13 protein-coding genes and 1 pseudogene are annotated in these 17,870 nt (G+C 60.4%); 8 read left to right on the forward strand and 6 right to left on the reverse strand.

Going from position 1 to position 17,870, the window contains the following annotated elements:
• Positions 1–188: 188 nt before the first annotated feature.
• From ACQKPZ_RS07065 to ACQKPZ_RS07085, 5 genes are read left to right on the forward strand one after another with little or no spacing between them, the layout of a single operon-like run.
• Positions 189–1,526, forward strand: coding sequence for a UDP-glucose dehydrogenase family protein (locus tag ACQKPZ_RS07065; protein ID WP_427536444.1), 1,338 nt, complete (start codon positions 189–191; stop codon positions 1,524–1,526).
• Positions 1,514–2,488 (forward strand): NAD-dependent epimerase, encoded by a 975-nt coding sequence (locus ACQKPZ_RS07070; protein ID WP_427536446.1) that lies wholly within the window; start codon positions 1,514–1,516, stop codon positions 2,486–2,488. Before ACQKPZ_RS07065 ends, ACQKPZ_RS07070 begins: the two co-directional genes overlap by 13 nt.
• A 34-nt stretch (positions 2,489–2,522) precedes the next feature.
• Entirely contained in the window at positions 2,523–3,266 is a 744-nt protein-coding gene (locus ACQKPZ_RS07075; protein WP_427536448.1) for a glycosyltransferase family 2 protein, read from the forward strand.
• On the forward strand, positions 3,263–3,535 hold the full coding sequence (locus ACQKPZ_RS07080) for a lipid-A-disaccharide synthase N-terminal domain-containing protein (RefSeq protein WP_043204254.1): 273 nt from the start codon (positions 3,263–3,265) through the stop codon (positions 3,533–3,535). Before ACQKPZ_RS07075 ends, ACQKPZ_RS07080 begins: the two co-directional genes overlap by 4 nt.
• A 3-nt stretch (positions 3,536–3,538) precedes the next feature.
• Positions 3,539–5,059, forward strand: a complete 1,521-nt coding sequence (locus ACQKPZ_RS07085) for an ArnT family glycosyltransferase (protein ID WP_427536450.1) — start codon at positions 3,539–3,541, stop codon at positions 5,057–5,059.
• A 9-nt stretch (positions 5,060–5,068) separates the two neighbouring features.
• On the opposite strand, the gene mqo is transcribed toward ACQKPZ_RS07085, so the two are convergent.
• Positions 5,069–6,646 (reverse strand): malate dehydrogenase (quinone), encoded by a 1,578-nt coding sequence (gene mqo, locus ACQKPZ_RS07090; RefSeq protein ID WP_427536452.1) that lies wholly within the window; start codon positions 6,644–6,646, stop codon positions 5,069–5,071.
• Between the two features lie 145 nt (positions 6,647–6,791).
• Here mqo and ACQKPZ_RS07095 point away from each other — a divergent pair, with 145 nt between their 5' ends.
• The 3 genes and pseudogenes from ACQKPZ_RS07095 (at position 6,792) to ACQKPZ_RS07105 (ending at position 10,494) form a co-directional block, all read left to right on the forward strand.
• Positions 6,792–8,012, forward strand: coding sequence for a putative DNA modification/repair radical SAM protein (locus tag ACQKPZ_RS07095; protein ID WP_391134851.1), 1,221 nt, complete (start codon positions 6,792–6,794; stop codon positions 8,010–8,012).
• Positions 8,003–8,848, forward strand: coding sequence for a TIGR03915 family putative DNA repair protein (locus ACQKPZ_RS07100; RefSeq protein WP_391134849.1), 846 nt, complete (start codon positions 8,003–8,005; stop codon positions 8,846–8,848). The genes ACQKPZ_RS07095 and ACQKPZ_RS07100 overlap by 10 nt, the downstream gene beginning before the upstream one ends.
• 286 nt (positions 8,849–9,134) lie before the next feature.
• Positions 9,135–10,494 (forward strand): annotated as a pseudogene (locus ACQKPZ_RS07105) (IS3 family transposase).
• A 95-nt stretch (positions 10,495–10,589) separates the two neighbouring features.
• On the opposite strand, the gene ACQKPZ_RS07110 reads toward ACQKPZ_RS07105, so the two are convergent.
• From ACQKPZ_RS07110 to ACQKPZ_RS07130, 5 genes are read right to left on the reverse strand one after another with little or no spacing between them, the layout of a single operon-like run.
• Positions 10,590–10,844, reverse strand: coding sequence for a PAAR domain-containing protein (locus ACQKPZ_RS07110; protein ID WP_427536454.1), 255 nt, complete (start codon positions 10,842–10,844; stop codon positions 10,590–10,592).
• Complete coding sequence (locus tag ACQKPZ_RS07115; protein ID WP_427536456.1) at positions 10,841–11,620, reverse strand: DUF6708 domain-containing protein; 780 nt, start codon at positions 11,618–11,620, stop codon at positions 10,841–10,843. Before ACQKPZ_RS07115 ends, ACQKPZ_RS07110 begins: the two co-directional genes overlap by 4 nt.
• A gap of 31 nt (positions 11,621–11,651) precedes the next feature.
• Positions 11,652–14,864, reverse strand: coding sequence for a T6SS effector BTH_I2691 family protein (locus ACQKPZ_RS07120; RefSeq protein WP_427536458.1), 3,213 nt, complete (start codon positions 14,862–14,864; stop codon positions 11,652–11,654).
• Positions 14,861–15,784: a hypothetical protein gene (locus tag ACQKPZ_RS07125; RefSeq protein WP_427536460.1), complete on the reverse strand. Its 924-nt coding sequence runs from the start codon at positions 15,782–15,784 to the stop codon at positions 14,861–14,863. The genes ACQKPZ_RS07120 and ACQKPZ_RS07125 overlap by 4 nt, the downstream gene beginning before the upstream one ends.
• Positions 15,781–17,859 (reverse strand): type VI secretion system Vgr family protein, encoded by a 2,079-nt coding sequence (locus ACQKPZ_RS07130; RefSeq protein WP_427536462.1) that lies wholly within the window; start codon positions 17,857–17,859, stop codon positions 15,781–15,783. The genes ACQKPZ_RS07125 and ACQKPZ_RS07130 overlap by 4 nt, the downstream gene beginning before the upstream one ends.
• Positions 17,860–17,870: the final 11 nt, after the last annotated feature.

The following is a 17,870-nucleotide window of genomic DNA, read 5'->3' on the forward strand; positions in this document are numbered from 1 at the left end:
GGCGGTGGTCGGTTCAAGGGTTTAGGCTCGTTGTACAACGTGTTACCGCGAGCTGTTGGTAAGTCTAGATCGTCTGCCCGGAACACACCGGGGCCGGACTCCATGGCCGTTGAGTTCATCGTTCAGGTAACAATTCCTAAACAACACTGTGACATTTTTTTTCAGCTTTCTCATCAAGGAGCTGAACGATGAAGGTCACGGTTTTCGGTACCGGCTATGTCGGCCTCACCCAGGCAGTGTGCCTGGCCCAGGTGGGCCACTCAGTGTTGTGCATGGATGTCGACGCCGAGCGGGTTGCCACCCTCAATGACGGCCACTGCCCGATCTTCGAGCCCGGCCTTGCGCCAATGCTGGAGAAAAACCTGGCCTGCGGTCGCCTGCGTTTCACCACCGATGCCGGCAAAGCAGCCAGCTACGCCAGGTTGCAGTTCATCGCTGTGGGTACCCCACCACAAGCCGATGGCAGCGCCGACCTCAAGCATGTGTTTGCCGTGGTCGACAGCATCCTCAAGCATGCCGATGGGCCTAAAGTGATCGTCAACAAATCCACCGTGCCGGTCGGCACGGTGCATCGCATCAAGACACATATCGCCCAGGCTGGCGCCGAAGCCAGCCACTTCCAGGTCATCAGCAACCCGGAGTTTCTCAAGGAAGGCTCTGCCGTGGATGATTGCATGCGCCCGGAGCGCATCATCATCGGCGGCGCAGCACCGGCAGAAGTGGAACTGCTGCGTGAGCTGTACCTGCCCTTCAGCCGCAACCGCGAAAAGCTCATGGTGATGGATGCACGCAGCGCCGAACTGACCAAGTACGCGGCCAACTGCATGCTGGCGACCAAAATCTCCTTCATCAACGAAATCGCCAACCTGGCCGAGCACCTGGGGGCCGACATCGAGATGGTGCGCCGCGGCATCGGCTCCGACCCGCGCATCGGCTACGACTTCATCTACGCCGGCTGCGGCTTTGGCGGCTCGTGCTTCCCCAAGGACCTGCAAGCCCTGCGCCGTAGCGCCGAGGCGGAAGGCTTCGAGCCGCAACTGCTGCGGGCGGTGGAGTCGGTCAACGAGCATCAGAAGGGCCGGTTGTTCAGCAAGATCCAGCGGCACTATCCCGATGGCCTGCGCGGCAAGGTATTTGCCTTGTGGGGGCTGTCGTTCAAGCCCAACACCAATGACATCCGCGAGGCCTCCAGCCGGGTCTTGCTGGAAGCGCTGTGGGCCGCTGGAGCGCGGGTACAGGCCCACGACCCACAGGCGATGGAAGCGATACAGCAGCACTACGGCCCGCGTACCGACCTGCAACTGGTACCGTACAAGGACGATGCACTGGAGGGTGCCGACGCGCTGGTGATCGTCACCGAGTGGCAGGACTACCGTGTACTCAACCTGGACAAGGTGCCGCAACTGCTGGCAGACCGCGTGGTGTTCGACGGGCGCAACCTGTTCGAACCCGAGCACATGGCCGCTGCCGGCCTGACTTACTACGGTATCGGCCGTGGCCAGGTGCAGCCAGCATGCCCGTACTGATTACCGGCGTGGCCGGTTTCATCGGCTTCCATCTTGCGCGCCGCCTGTGCGAGGCGGGCATCGAGGTGGTTGGTATCGACAACCTCAATGCCTACTACAGCGTCGAGCTGAAACGGGCGCGCCTGCAGCAGTTGACCGGCTTCACCCATTTCCGCTTCCAGCACCTCGATATCGCCAACGCTGCCGACCTGCAACAGCTGTTCTGCGGGCAGGCTTTCAGCGAGGTGATCCACCTGGCAGCCCAGGCCGGGGTGCGCTATTCGCTGGACAACCCCGGCGCGTACGGCCAGGCCAACCTGGTGGGTTTTCTCAATGTGCTCGAAGCCTGCCGCCAGCAACCACCACGCCACCTGATCTACGCCTCCAGCAGCTCGGTGTACGGCGCCAACGCCAAGTTGCCATTCAGCGTCGACGACCCGGTCGAGCAGCCGGTATCGCTGTACGCTGCCAGCAAGCGCGCCAATGAACTGATGGCGCACAGCTATGCGCACCTGTACCGGCTACCCGCCACCGGCTTGCGCTTTTTCACCGTTTACGGGCCTTGGGGGCGCCCCGACATGGCGCTGTTCAAGTTCACCCGCGCCATGCTCGAAGGCCGCCCGATCGAAATCTACAACAACGGCTTGATGGGGCGCGACTTCACCTACATCGACGACATCGTCGAAAGCATCCTGCGCCTGCGCCTGAAGCCGCCACAGCCTGCCCACGGGCAACCGCCCTGCCAGTTGTTCAACATCGGCCGCGGCCAACCGGTACGGCTGCTGCACTTCGTCGAATGCCTGGAGGATGCATTGGGCATCAAGGCCCAGCGGGAGTACCTGCCGCTGCAAGCAGGCGACGTGCTTGAAACCTGGGCCGATGTGAGCTCACTGGCACGCTGGATCGGCTTCACCCCGGGCACGTCGCTGGAACACGGCGTTAACGCTTTCGTTGGCTGGTACCGGGATTTCTACCGGGTTTGAGCCACGCAATCACAACAAGATCACAGGTAGCCTCATGACAGATCCACTTGACCTCTCGGTACTGATCCCCGCCCGGAACGAGGTCGACAACCTGCCGTCACTGTTGATGGAAATACGCGCCGCGCTGGCAGCCGTAAACCATGAAGTACTGGTGGTCGATGACGGTAGCAGCGACCGCACCCTGAGCGTGCTGCAGCAACTGAAAAGCCAGGGCTACACGCAACTGCGCATACTGCGTCACGACCGATCGCTGGGCCAGAGTACCGCCCTGTGGCATGCCGCGCAGGCAGCCCGCGGCCAATGGCTGGCCACCCTCGACGGCGACGGCCAGAACGACCCCGCCGACATCCCCGGCATGCTGGCCTTGGTGCGTGCCAATCAGGACCTGGCAGGCGGCGTAAAGCTGGTGGCCGGGCACCGGGTCAACCGCCGCGACAGCGCCAGCAAGCGCTGGGCTTCACGCTTTGCCAACGGGCTGCGCAGCCGCCTGCTCAAGGACGCCACGCCAGACACCGGCTGCGGTCTGAAGCTGATCGAACGCGCCGCCTTCCTGCGCCTGCCCTACTTCGACCATATGCACCGCTTTATCCCGGCGCTGATCCTGCGCCACAACGGCCGCATGCTGGTGCACCCGGTCAACCACCGGCCGCGCCATGCCGGGGTGTCCAAGTACGGCAACCTGGACCGTGCGTTGGTTGGCATCGTCGACCTGTTCGGGGTGTGGTGGCTGATCCGTCGCACCCGCCTGGGCAGCCAACCGCAGGAGCTTGAGGGATGACCCGCGAAACCCTGTGGCTGATTATCGGCTTCGCCGGCCAGGCGGTATTCACCGGGCGCTTCGTGCTGCAGTGGCTGTACAGCGAGTTCAAGCGCCGCAGCGTGATCCCGGTAGGGTTCTGGTACCTCAGCATGCTTGGTAGCGCGTTGCTGCTGACCTACGCCATCTACCGCCAGGACCCGGTGTTCATCATCGGCCAGAGCTTCGGATTTCTGGTTTACCTGCGCAACCTGCAACTGATCGCCCGCAACCAGGAACAGAAGGAATAGCCCTTGCCAAGCTTCAAGACGCTTGGGGCCGAACGCCTGGCCCTGATTGCCCTCGCGGTATTGCTGGTAGGCGCAGGAATCGGCTGGCGTCAGCCGATGAATGTGGATGAAGAACGCTTTCTGGGCGTGGCCCTGGAGATGCTGCAGAGCGGCAACTGGTTCATCCCGCACCGAGCTGGGGAAATCTACGGCGACAAACCACCGCTATTCATGTGGACCGTGGCCCTGTTCAGCCAGATGACCGGCTCGCCCAAGGTAGCCCTCTACATCCCGGGGCTGCTGTCGGCGGCGACCATTACCTGGGTGGTGCATGATCTGGGGCGGCGCCTGTGGAACCGGCGTGTCGGCTTGATTGCAGCCTTGCTGTTCCTGGCCACTTACCAGAGCTACAGCATCCTGCGCACCGGGCAGATCGACAGTTTCCTGTGCCTGTGGGTGGCGCTGGGCTTCTACGGCATGGTGCGCCACCTGCTGCTAGGGCCCGCGTGGGGATGGTTCTACCTGGCCTGTGCGGCCATGGGGCTGGGCATCATCAGCAAAGGCGTGGGCTTTGTCCCGGCGCTGATGCTGTTGCCTTATGCCTGGGCGGTACGCCAGCGCTGGCACGGCGTTGTCGCCATGCCTGGCCAAGGGTGGCGTTGGAGCCTGGGGCTGCTGTGCTTGCTGGCCGGTTGTGCAGTGTGGCTGCTGCCGCTGCTGGTGTCGATTGCCCACGGCGGTGGCGCTGCGGAGCTGGCCTACCTGAAGGAAATCCTGCTGCGCCAGACCGCCAGCCGCTATGCCAATGCCTGGGACCATCGCGAACCGTTCTGGTACTTTTTCGTCAAGGTCATCCCCAAGTACTGGCTACCGCTGATACTGGCCCTGCCGTGGCTGGTGCCTGCCTGGCGCCGGCAGTTGCAAAAGCACGATGGCCGCTTTCTGCTGCTGCTCGGCTGGGTAGCGCTGGTGCTGCTGTTTTTCAGCCTCAGCAGCGGCAAGCGCAAGCTGTACATCTTCCCGGCCTTGCCAGGCCTGGTGCTGGCCATCGCTCCGCTGGTGCCATGGTTGCTCAAACACTGGTTTCAGCGCCGGCCGGGCTGGCGCAAGGCATTTACCGCCGTGGCAGTGGTGTGGTTTGCCCTGTGGTTTGCGCGTGGCTTTGTCGAGCCGCTCAAGGAAGGACGCAACCCGCACGACACCTTGATGAGCGAAGCTGCGCGCGCCACCGGCGGTGCCGAGCTGGTACTGGTCAACTGGCGCGAGGGCCACTGGCTGTTTGCCCGACAGCCCATCGTGCATTTTGGCTTCACCGGCCAATCCAAGGCGGATGCGGCGGCCTACTGGCTGCGCCACAACCCCAGCGCCTTCGCCCTGATTCCGGCCTCCGAGCTGGGCCGCTGCTTCAGTGCCGACAAGGCGCGCAGGCTAGGTGAGACTTCACGGGCCGAGTGGTATGTGGTGGGTGCCGGTGCCGACAACGGCCAGTGCCTGGCTAGCGGCCCCAGCCACGTCTACCACTTCGCCTGGGCGAATACGCCTTAACACGGTCAGTCAAGGAGTCACGGCGCTCACAGGTGGATCAAGCTGCAACACCTCGTTGGTATACGCCCACTCCTTCTGTACTTGCTCGGGGTGATCGTTCAGGCGCGTGCCGTAGGACGGGATAATCTGCTTGATCTTCGCCTGCCACTCGGGCGACGCCACCTTGTCCTTGAACACTTTGCTCAACACATCGAGCATGATCGGTGGCGCAGTCGAAGCACCGGGCGAGGCACCCAACAAGCCTGCGATGCTGCCATCCTTGGCGGTCACCACTTCAGTCCCGAGCTTGAGCACGCCACCCAATGCGTCGTCCTTCTTGATGATCTGTACCCGCTGGCCTGCCTGCCACAGCCGCCAGTCTTCCTTCTTCGCCTCCGGGAAGTAAGTACGCAGCGCCTCGAAGCGGTCATTGTCGGATTGCAGCACCTGCCCGATCAGGTATTGCACAAGGTCGAACTCGCGCACCCCCACCCGCACCATTGGCCAGGCATTGTGTACGCTGGTGCTGGCAAGCAGGTCGAGCAGCGAGCCTTGCTTGAGGAACTTGGTCGAGAAGGTGGCGAACGGCCCGAACAGGATCATGCGCTTGCCATCGAGCACCCGGGTGTCCAGGTGCGGCACTGACATCGGCGGCGCACCGGTGGCGGCGATACCGTAGGCCTTGGCCATGTGGCGCTGGGCGATGGCTGGGTTGTCGGTGACCAGGAACGACCCGCCGACCGGGAACCCGGCATAGTCTTTGGCTTCGTCGATACCCGACTTTTGCAACAGCGGCAATGCTGCACCGCCAGCGCCGATGAACAGGAACTTGGCGTCGGTGGCCGCCTTGCTGCCGTCCTTGAGGTTCTTGTATTCGACATGCCAGGAGCCGTCGCCGTTACGGGTGATGTCCTGCACCTCAGTCGACAGCTTGAGGTCGAAGTTCGGCCGGGTCTGCAGGTAGCCCACATACTGCCGGGTAATCTCGCCAAAATTGACGTCGGTGCCGATTGGCGTCCAGGTCACGGCCAGTTTCTGGTTGGGGTCTCGCCCTTCCATCATCAACGGTACCCATTTGCGGATCTGCTCATGGTCCTCGGAGTACTGCATGGGCTTGAACAACGGGCTGGCCTGCAGCGCGTCGTAGCGTTTTTTCAGGAAACGGATGTTGTCGTCGCCCCAGACAAAACTCATGTGCGGGGTGGTGTTGATAAACGAGTGCGGGTTCTTCAACACCCCCTGCTTCACCTGCCAGGCCAGGAACTGGCGGGTGATCTGGAAAGACTCGTTGATCTCCACGGCCTTGCTGATATCGATCTTGCCGTCTTTTTCCGGCGTGTAGTTCAGCTCCGCCAGAGCCGAGTGGCCGGTGCCCGCGTTATTCCAGCCGTTGGAGCTTTCCTCGGCGACCTTGTCCAGGCGCTCGACCATTTCCATCGACCAGCCCGGCTCCAGCTCGTTGAGCCAGACCGCCAGCGTGGAACTCATGATGCCGCCGCCTACCAGCATGACATCGACCTTCCTGGTTTCCGCGGCCTGGGCGTTGAGCATGCCAAAGGCCAAGGCCAGCCCGGCCAATGCCAGCTCCGGCTTCAGGGTGATTTTCATAACCTTTTCCGCGCCTCGTTGCTATCTGTAAGTCCAGCCACAAGCTTAGCTGACAGATTTAGTCGGGTATGGTTGACGTACAACCACTTGCAATCAATCGAATCTCAAAATACTGTATGAATATTCAGTACCAAGAGACAGACCCATGCAACTCATCGCCAAACTCGGCATCCTTGCCGACGCCGCCAAGTACGACGCATCGTGCGCCAGCAGCGGCGCGCCCAAACGCAATTCGCGCGGCGGCAATGGCCTGGGCGCTACCAATGGCATGGGCATCTGTCACAGCTACACCCCCGATGGCCGCTGTGTTTCGCTGCTCAAGGTGCTGCTGACCAATTTCTGCCTGTACGACTGCCAGTACTGCGTCAACCGCCGTTCCAGCAACGTGCCACGCGCGCGTTTCAGCCCCGAGGAAGTGGTACGCCTGACGCTGGATTTCTATCGGCGCAACTGCATCAGCGGCCTGTTCCTCAGTTCGGGCATCATCCGTTCGGCGGACTACACCATGGAGCAGCTGATCCGTGTAGCCCGGCTACTGCGCGAAGAGCACAACTTCCGCGGCTACATTCACCTCAAGACGATCCCTGATGCCGACCCGCTGCTGATCGAAGAGGCCGGCCGCCTGGCCGACCGCCTCAGCGTCAACATAGAACTGCCCACCGAAGCCAGCCTCAAGCGCCTGGCACCGGAAAAACACGCGCATACCATCCGCCAGGCCATGGGCGTGATTCACCAGGGCCAACAAGCGGTGGCCAACGAACCCAGGGCCCCGCGCTTCACCCCTGCCGGGCAAAGTACCCAAGTCATCGTCGGCGCCGACAGCACCGACGACAGCACCCTGCTGCGCAATGCCGAGTCGCTGTACCGGGGCTACGGCCTCAAGCGTGTGTACTACTCCGCCTTCAGCCCGATCCCCGACAGCCCTGGCAGCGTGCCCCTGGCTGCACCGCCGTTGCTGCGCGAACACCGCCTGTACCAGGCCGACTTCCTGCTGCGCGGCTACGGCTACAAAGCGGGCGAATTGCTTGGCCAGAGCGGCAACCTGGCGCTGGACATCGACCCCAAGCTGGCCTGGGCGCTGGCCAACCGTGACGTTTTCCCGCTGGATGTGAACCGCGCCGAACCTGCACTGCTGGCGCGCATTCCCGGTATCGGTTTGCGTAGCGTACAGCGCCTGGTCGCGCTGCGCCGGGAACGGCGAATCCGCTATGACGACCTGATCCAGTTGCGTTGCGTGCTGGACAAGGCGCGGCCGTTCATTGTCACCAGCGATTACCGCCCGGCACAGGCCGAGCTGCGCAGCGGCTTGTTGCGGGCGCGTTTGCGCGAGCCACAGGCGCCGGTGCAAATGGGATTGTGGGGATGATTGCGCTCGACTGCGATGACCGCTTCGCCACCTGGCGGGACCAGGCCCGCGTGTTGCTGGGGCACGGCATCGACCCATCGCAGGTTACCTGGTCACATGGCCCGATGGCCGACTTGCTGGCGGTGCCCGCGCCGCCCCCTGAAGGCCCAGGCCCTTTCCGCGCCAAGGTACCTGCCGCCCTGCTAAGTCAGTTGGAACAGGCTGCCCGTTACTGCGGCGAGCAACGTTGGAGCCTGCTATACGAAGTGCTGTGGCGGGTGGCCCATGGGGACCGCACGGCCATGCTGGCCGGCGACCGGTTGGGCAGTGAATTGCAACGGCGCATCAAGCAAGTCACCCGTGAGGCACATCACCTGCATGCATTTGTGCGCTTCGTGCCCTTGCCAGAGCCTCTGGCAGAGCGCCTGCAACTTGATCTGGTGGCCTATCACGAACCGGCACATGACATTCTGGAGAGCGCCAGCGCACATTTTGCCGACCGCCTGGGGCGTTTGCGCTGGTTGATCGCCACGCCACAGGATGGCATTCGCTTCGATGGCCAGGTTTTCGATTACCAACGCCAGTGCCCCAAGCACTGGCAGCAATGGGCGCGCAATGCTGAAGACCCTGGCGCTGAACTATGGCGCACCTATTACCGCCACACCTTCAACCCCGCCCGCCTCAACCCCGATGCCCTGCGCCTGCACATGCCCGGGCGGTTCTGGCGGCACTTGCCGGAGGGTATGTTGATACCACAGCTTGAAGGCCTCGCCCGGCAAGGCAAGCAGCGGGACGGTCAGGCGCTGGAAGTGGCCGCCAAACCAGGCAAACAGATCAACGCACCAGCAGGTGGCTGACCACACAATTGGCTCGTGCAATATCTATAAAGTTGACGCGATTACTCTGTGGGAGATTGCCCAGCCCATGGGCTGCGCTGTCGCGCAGAGAACTGATGCCGGGCGCACCGCGTACCCTGTGGGAGCGGGCGTGCCCGCGAAGAATCCTACGCGGTGCATGGCACCGGCTGCGCCGGTGTTCGCGGGCATGCCCGCTCCCACAGGTACTGCGCTGGCTCTGGGTTAACGCGGTACCTGGACTGCCCCCAAGAAGTTGGACACCAATCCAAATTTTGGGGGTGTCCCTATGAACAAATATTCAGAGCATTTCAAACTCACTGCCGTTCAGGCCTATCTGGAAGGCAGTGACGGCTTGAGGAAGATAGCTCAGCGGTTTGACGTTGATGTCAGCCTGCTGCGGCGCTGGGTTGCAACCTATGAGCAGCATGGTCGCGTCAGCCTGCGAAAAAGGGCCAGCGGCACAGCCTTGCCTTCAAGCAGTCAGTCCTTGAATACATGCGCACGCACCAGCTTTCTCTTCGTCAGACGGCTGCCTATTTCGGCCTAGGCCAATCCTCGCAGATAGGCATTTGGGCGCAGCGGCACTACAGTGGTACCCCCGTATTGTCTGTTCCCCCGAGAAGAAAACCTGCTGCCATGACTAAAAGGCCCAAGCCCCTCAAACCTGTCACCTCCGATGACACGGAGAAAACCCGCGAGCAATTGCTGGCTGAGCTTGAGTACATGCGCATGGAGAACGCCTACCTAAAGGAGTTGAAAAAACTACGGGAGGAGAAACGAAGGCAGGCGAACAAGCCCTGATCATCTTCAGGCTCAAAAACCGGTTTTCCCTGCCCGCCCTCCTAAAGCTGGCTGGCTTGCCGCGCAGCACGTTCTATTACCAACTGCAGGTGCAAGCCAGGCCCAACCGGTATGTCGCTCTGAAGCAGCAAATCCAGCGTGTCTATCACGAGCAAAAGGATCGCTACGGATACCGGCGCGTCACTGCGGCGATCTGCAATAGCGGCACCCAAGTGAACAAGAAAGTGGTGGAGCGCCTGATGGCTGCACTTGATCTTCGCTCGCTGGTGCGACCGAAAAAATATCGCTCATACAAAGGCGTGGTCGGCACAATCGCCCCTAACCTGCTGGAGCGAAACTTTATCGCCCAGCGCCCGAATCAAAAGTGGGTAACCGATGTGACCGAATTCAAGGTGGCCCAACAGAAGGTCTACCTCTCACCGGTGATGGACTTGTACAACGCCGAAATCGTGGCGTACGAGGTGGCAAGCAGCCCTCGCCTTGAGTTGGTGACGAACATGCTGGACAAAGCCTTCCAGCGCCTGGGACCCACACCGAAACTGGTGCTTCACTCGGATCAGGGCTGGCACTATCAACACTCGCAGTACCGCCATAAACTCTCAATGCAAGGCCTCAAGCAAAGCATGTCGCGCAAAGGGAATTGCCTGGACAACGCGGCGATGGAGAGCTTTTTTGGTACGCTTAAATCCGAGTTTTTCTACCAGAAACGCTTCGAGAGCATCGATGAGCTGAAGGCCGGTCTGGACGAGTACATCCACTACTACAACCATGATCGCATCAAGCTGAAGCTCAATGGCCTGAGCCCTGTTCAGTACAGGGTCCAGGCCGCACAGGCTGCCAGCTGAAACTGTCCAACTTTTCGGGGGCAGTCCAACCTGTGGGAGCGGCTTTAGCCGCGAACACCGGCGTAGCCGGTGCCATCCACTTCAATGCCTGTCCGTTAAAGCAACCACCCAGCATCCCCCTCCTCCAGCACACCACCATGATCCGTCCGGTCGCCTTTACGCGCCACCGCCGCACCTTCGATCAGGAAATGCTCAGCCCCACTCTCGATCACTGCACCACAGGTGGTCCGGTCCCCCACCCTGGCAACCGGCCTGCCATTGAATGTGTAGGCAGGACTGCCGCTCTCTACCTGGTTAACCCCATGCAGCGGACATTTGTGTTCATGGCCTACAAGTACAACCGGGCTCATAGGGTTTCTCCTTCAGACGGTGCAGTTCGGGATTCAAGATCAATCGCCACTGGCCAGTGAACTTTCGGCGCCAGGCAATGCATGTGGCTAAGGCCATCGTCATCGTTCCAGTCACGGGGTGGGTGCACGAATGCTGGCAGCGCTTCGGGGCCTTGTTGCATGAACAGCCGGGCGATGGCCCAGTAGGCTTCACCCTTATATAGGTTGGAGGCGAATTCCACGCGATCAATGACTTCATTGGTTTCCGGGTTGCGGACAGACAACTTGACGTTTTCGATAACGCCGCCGTGGCCGGGGGCGTAGACGCGGTAGACCTCGGCGGTTACGTCGTCCCAGTTATAGGCGACAGGTTTTACACCCCAATGCTTACGGCTGAACAAGTAAATGTAGTGGTATCGGTATTGATAGAAATAAATTTTTCGTCGCAGACGATTGAAGCGGATTGGTTCGTCTCTCGGGAGCATCAAATCCAGCTTTATAACCGAAATAACAGGCACAAACCAAATAATCGGACCAATAACCAGCATAACATACATCATCCATTCACGCGTCAAACCGTAACCTATGACAACCCAATACAACCACAACATTAAACCAAATAAGAACAGTAAAAAAGGAATGCCAAGCAAGGCCAAAACACCACGCAATATTAGAGTAGCCCTGGGCAGCTCGAGATACACCTCATCAATATGGTTCGGCGACGGGTTTATGTCGTCAAGGCTGAAACGGTGGACTGGCTTTTCATCAACGTGCGGCAGATCGTGGCTCCAGCCCAATGCTCGCCTCCATAAAGCCCTTGACCTACGATCAATCATTTTGCACCCGACTACACACCTCGCAATACGCACTATCTACAGTGCGGTCTGGCCAATACATCACTAGTAATGTCGCTGCCACTATGGAGTGACTCCCTATAGTGGGCAGAAGCTCGACAACCCCAGAAATCTCGAGGTTAGAAAACGCTTGATCCACCGCGGCATGCTGCTTTTTACCAAAACCAATACCGTTCTTGTAGTCAGGTAAGTGCGGCGGAGCGAACGCAGCATAGTCAACCGATTTGGACATAGCACTTAGAGCTGAAACATGACAATCTTCGCCGATAAGGGTTTCCCCACCTGAAAAATCTGGATAACTTCCGTCCCCATGGCGATGCACTATTAAACTCCAGCTATAAGCAGCATCTTTTTCCATATACCTCGGCAAGACGATCTGGAATTTCAGTCTATGCTCTCTTTCTAACCCGACCAACCCCCCTATCCTAGGAGTGGTAGGGTCGGTTGTGAGATTTGACTCAAAGTGCAACTGAGCCTGCAAGCCCAACGTGGCGGCATTGAGTTCGGCAAATGCAATATCCGCATATTCCGGAGTTTTCCAGTGAACAACAGGCGTTTCATCTGCTTTTCCAAAGTAGCATCGCCTTGCCCAGCGCTCCAGCGGGCTTGACTCATTTTTATCAGCTTGTTTGCTAAGTGCATATGCTAACAGCACCAGCATCATAGCAATACCTAATGGGCCAATCAAAGCAGAGTTTAATACCGCTCTTGCAAAAAATATGGCTCCACTACCAAAAGACGCTGCAGAAAAATAATAATACGTCATCGCTACACTGTCCCCTGCTGCCGAGGCGCGTTTAGCAGCAGACATAGCCTGAGCAGCTTCGATAAATCCGGCAACAGAACTTACTACCGCACCCAGTTTTATGAAGGTCTCTCCAGTGGCTACGGCACCTTTTGCCCACGTCATTTCCATGGGGCCAGCAATTGACCTCAATAGAAGCCCCACCACCTCAGCTTGCCCTCCCAATAATCCCAATTGCGAACCTTGCAACGCTAATTTTGCTTCGTAAGCCTTCGGCCCAATTTCAACTTCCGCTTTTTCGTGATTTCTGGTCAAACTGTCATGCTGCAAGTACAACCCGCCTATCGCCAATAGCAGCTCCCAACTGCCTGCCACACCCCGCAACCCGCCAAAGCCGGTTCGCACCAGCTGTGCTGCTTGATGTGAAGTAATGCGCAGCCCCTGGAACACTTTTCGCGCATCCGCTTCCAGCGTCCCCGCCGCCACCGAGATATCCACCAAGGTCCGCTGCGCCAAGCTGCTCGCCTGGGTCACCTTCATGCTGGCTTCATCCAACAGCCGGCCGTGTACCTGCGCTGCCGTACCTTCCACCCACACCGACACACTGATCATGGTGTAGGTAAACCGCGGATCAAGCACGGCCAGGCTCATCAGCCCGTGCTGAATGATCGGCCGCACTTTGTTCCAGGCCTTGGTTGAATGAATGTCAATGTCATCGATATTGCGATGCATCCGGTCCCTGGCTTCCGCAATCGACGCATTGGCCTTGCGCTGCAACTCGCGCAAGTGGGCACTTTGCAGGGCGTAGTACTCGCCCAGCTTCATCTTCACTTCCAGTTCGATCAGGTGCACGCCGTTGTAGAGAAACTGCGTCGCGCTGTTCAGGTGCCGCACAGCGTTCTGGATACCCGCTGGCAAGCGAGGTGCCAGGCGCTGGCTGGCGGCGTTGAGGCCTCCTTGGGTTTCTGCGATGGCCTGCTTGAGGCTATTGCGCATGCGCAAGCCGGCGTCGTCGCTGGCAATGATCTTGCTCAGCATGCCGTAGAGCTTGTCGCTGTCATTCCAGTTAGTAGCCTCGGCAGCGGCGAAGCTGGGGAGTAGCCCGGCCAGCAACGCACGGTCGCGCATCAGCAGTGCGCGGTACGGTGGGCTATCGGGGTCTTGCAGCCATTTCAGCCAGAGTGTTTCACTGGTACCGGCCGCGGGCGCTGCATCGGGCACCACGGTTTCGGTGATACCGCCGCCCAGGCACAGCGCCATGGTCTTGGCATACGCCACGCCAGACTCACGATGCGCACCGTCGTAGTCGTATTGTTCGGCAACCTTGAACATAGGCGTGTCGAACAGCGCGGCATAGGCCCGGGCGTCCTTGTCGATGTAACCCTGAAATTCAGCTTCCTGCTGATCGTACTCGGCCTGGAACGCTGCCCGTTGCGGTTCGTGGTAGCGCTGTTCGAGTTTATCGTCGCTGTCCTTCTGTGCCTGCTCGACCATACGCGGCCGGTCCAGCGTCGGATCGATAGGAACAAACGGTCCTCTACCCGCCATCGGCTCCAGTGAAGGTACCTTCTGCGCCGCCCACTCCCGGTGCGTGGCGCGGATGACCTGCAAGATCTGTGAGGTCTGTAACTGATAGGCCCGCATCGGGTCTTCGCGCCAGACCTGGCGCTTCACCACCCAGTTCAAACGCTGGTGGTTGAACTCCTGAATCAAACCAACGGTGTCATCGAGCACCACCGCCAGCACGCCATTCTCCAGCTTGTGCCGGTTCATCGCATTGACCAGATACCCCTTCAGGGCAAACCGGCGCAGCCAGCGCGTGTGAAACCCATGCGCACTGTCGAACGGCGAACACCCGTGCTGCGCGTACTCGAACACCTCTTTGTCGACCTGCAAATTGTCAGGCGTCATGGCGATGCCTGCCAACTCAGGATTGTTGCGTGCCTGGCTCAGGTCCACCCCTTCGAAGCGGTGCGCAGGCGCCTGGCCCTTCTTGTAGGCATTCAGCACACTTGCAGGCCAAGGGTCGCTGGAGAAAGCCAGCCAGGCGCTGCCATATTGGTCGGTGTCGATGTTCAGGAAGGACGAGGGAATGTCGTGGTTTTCATTCACGCACTTTTCGGGCAGCGATGCGGGTAGCCCGTCTGACGGCTCGTAGGGATTGAAGCGGCGCAGGTGACCCTGCTCACTGACTTCGTAGGCATGCCAGACCTGCTGGTCGAGCAGCACGTACAGGTACCCCATGCGCAACGTGCGTACGCCCAGTTTGGCCGAGATATGCATGCTGCCGGCCACGGTGGTGAGGCACTGCGGTCGGGTGTCCGGCACCAGGGCGCGGCGCAGGGGCAGGATCGGCAAGCCTTGCCGTTCGCAGGCCATGCACTGGTCGTGCGGGAGCGCAGCTTCTGCCAGCGCAAGGTTTACGGCTTCATTGATACTCATTGGCGCTCCTCGGATCCACGCAGGCTGTAAACCGTGCGTTGCCATTGCTCATCGGAGTACTGGGCAAACATCGACGTGAGCGGCCGTTGCCCTTTGGCAGCCGCGTCAATCATGCTTCGAACGGCGGGTACGGTATGCAGGCGGGAGTGAAGGCAAAGGTGATAGAGGGCGAACACCTGAATGTCATGTGTCGCGTTCAAGCCCAGCATGCGAGCGTCATCGATGAAGTTGGAGGCGCTTACGGCCGCGAAGGGCGGAATCTCGCGCTGGTTCATCAGGGATGAACCAGCCCTCAACTCCCTCCAGGCCGCGAGCACCCGTTCGATCATCTTCACATCACCCTGAATACGCAGTGCAGGCCCCGGCAAAGAATGCCGCTGCCCCCCATGCCCCTTGAGGTGAGCCAGCCTTCCACCACTGCTCAGGAACAACCAGTTGTTGATCGGCCACCACGGGCCATGCTCGACGTGCTTGAACGTCGCCGCGAGCAGCTCCAGGCGAACGGGTTCATAGACCGGGTAAATGCTGAACTTCCGCTCGGCATCGGGTATTCGGCACATGGTGGTGAGATGGGTGGCTACCGTGGCCGAAGCTGCCTCGCTGAGCAGCCAGCCACACAGGTAGCGCCGGTGCTGGTGCAGCCCTTTGTACGCTGCACGCGCAGTCAGCTCCAGCAACTCACGGCTGGGCTTCGTTCCGGGTGAAGCCAGGCAAGCCAATACCGGGTGCAGGTGAGGTGCATGGGCCAGGTCAGCCCTGTACACGCGTGTCAATGCAGACGCACCCAAGGTTTCGCGCAGGTGTGCGAGCAAGGCATGGTCGCTTTTCCCCGCGATCACCAGCGGGTCTATCAGCACATGGCAATGCAGGTGCGCCGCATGATGCCCTTCGATGCGGCTGACCAGGCTGTCGACATTCATGCCTTGACCTCACACTTGTTGCTGCCATCGGCTGTAAGCTCAAGTGACTGGCTATTGCCATCGCCTTTCGCAACAGCCTTGGTCTGCCCTTTAAGGTCAAGTGTCAGGCCATTGATTCTAATGCCCTGCGCATCCAGCACGATGCTGCCCCCAGGGCTTGTGAATTCGATACGCTCACTGGCCAGCAACCTGAAGACCGTCGTGCGTTGCTGCACCCCCTGCCCGACGCTGATTGATTGAGCCCCTTTGACCACAAGCTCGCTGTTGTTACCGATGACAACGCGATGGTTGGCGCCCGTTGTTTCGGTGTGGTTGTTACCCACCTGTTCGACCAGATCGCACTTGATGTCCAAAAGGCTGTTTTGCCCTATGACCTGGGTATGGTTGTATGCCGTTTCCTGGCGAAAGCTGTTGCCGATGCTCAGGTGCTCATCATTGCCGACCTGCTCGATACGGTTACGCCCCACACGCGTGGTCTCATCCTGGCCGACCACATTGTTCTGGTCCCGCTGGGCATGGATGAACACTTCCTCTTTGCCCAGCTCATCCTCGAAACGCAGTTCGTTGTAGCCGTCGCCTTTATGGGTCTGGCTCTTGATGGTCATGCGCGTCTTGTGCTCGGGCAGGTCATACGGCGGCAACTGGTCACCGCAGTAGGTCCGCCCGGTGATCATCGGCTGGTCCGGGTCGCCGTTGACGTACTGGATGATCACGTCCTGGCCGATGCGCGGAATGGCCATCGAACCCCAGCTGCCGCCGGCCCAGCCCTGCGACACGCGCACCCAGCAGGAGCTGAACTCGTTGCCCTGGCTTTCCCGGTCCCAGGGGAAGCTGACCTTCACCCGGCCCCATTGGTCGCAGTAGATCTCCTCACCCTTCGGCCCGACCACCGTGGCCATGTGCGGCCCGTCGATGCGTGGCCTGGGCAAGGGCGCCGGGCGCCATTCGGCTCTGCCGGGTACCAGTACGGTCTCCTGCTTGTAGCGCGTGCCTTGCTGCGCACCTGCCGCTTCCTCCTGCAAGCTGGTGAACTGTCTGCCCTCGTGGTGCACGCGGCTGGCCCGCCAATGCAGGTTCAGGTCTTCGCGCGGGTGCCCGGTCAAGGTGAAGCTCAGCCCCGGTTGCAGGCGCACATCGTCGCCTTCCACCTCGGCCATGCGGGCGTCATGCCGCAGGGCAGTGATGCGGGTGGCAGTGAAGGGCACGCCCACCGCTTCGCGTTTGTAGCGGCCGGGGTAGTCGAAGCGTTCGTAGGGGGTGCACGGCTGCGTCAGGTCGCTGCCGTGGGCACGCTGTTCCAGGCGGTAAGCCGGGTGGGTGAAGGTGTAGTCGCGTTGCACCTGGCGGGTAGTTCGCACCTGTTCGCTGTAGCGCAGGCGGCGCAGACAAGGCCGGGCCTGATCGCCGCCGCTGTTGGCGTGGTACAGCACCTGGTTGGGGTCGAGGTCGTCCTGCGCGAAGAAACCTTCGTCCTCGTCATCCGCCTTGATCGCGCCCAGGCTGATCTGCCCGAAGGCCAGCAGCCGGTCGGTGATGATCAGCCTGTGCAGTTTGGGCGTGTGTTCGAAGCGGTAGACGAAGCCCTCTTCGGCGGCCAGCCGGGCGATGAAATCCAGGTCGGTTTCGCCGGCCTGCACGCAAAACTCACGCACCTCATGTTTGTCGATGCTCTTCAGCGTGTAGCCGGTGATACCCTGGCGCTCGAGCATGATTTCCAGTATCTGCGGCACGCTTTTCTGCTGGAAGATGCGCCAGTTCGAGCGCAGCCCGGCGCGGGCCAGCGTGGGTTCGACCAGGGCGTGGTAGCGGGTGCGATGGAAACCCGTTTCACCCTGGCTGAAGGTGCTGACCAGGCCGTGCACGTAGCGCAGCGGGCGCTCACCGCGCCAGACCGTGAACAGCACCGGCTTGTCGAGCAGTTGGCCGAAGTCGATATCGTCCTGGAAGCTGATCAGCTCCAGCTGCAGTTGAAAGGGCGAGCTGATGGCTTCGTCCAGTTCGAACGACACCACCTCGAACTCATTTCGGCCCACCAGCGGCTGGAAGGTAAAGCGCAAATCGGATTGGCTAGGCATGTGGCATCCCC

Source organism: Pseudomonas sp. NPDC089547 (assembly GCF_050280665.1).
In the GTDB taxonomy this organism is placed as follows: Bacteria; Pseudomonadota; Gammaproteobacteria; order Pseudomonadales; family Pseudomonadaceae; genus Aquipseudomonas.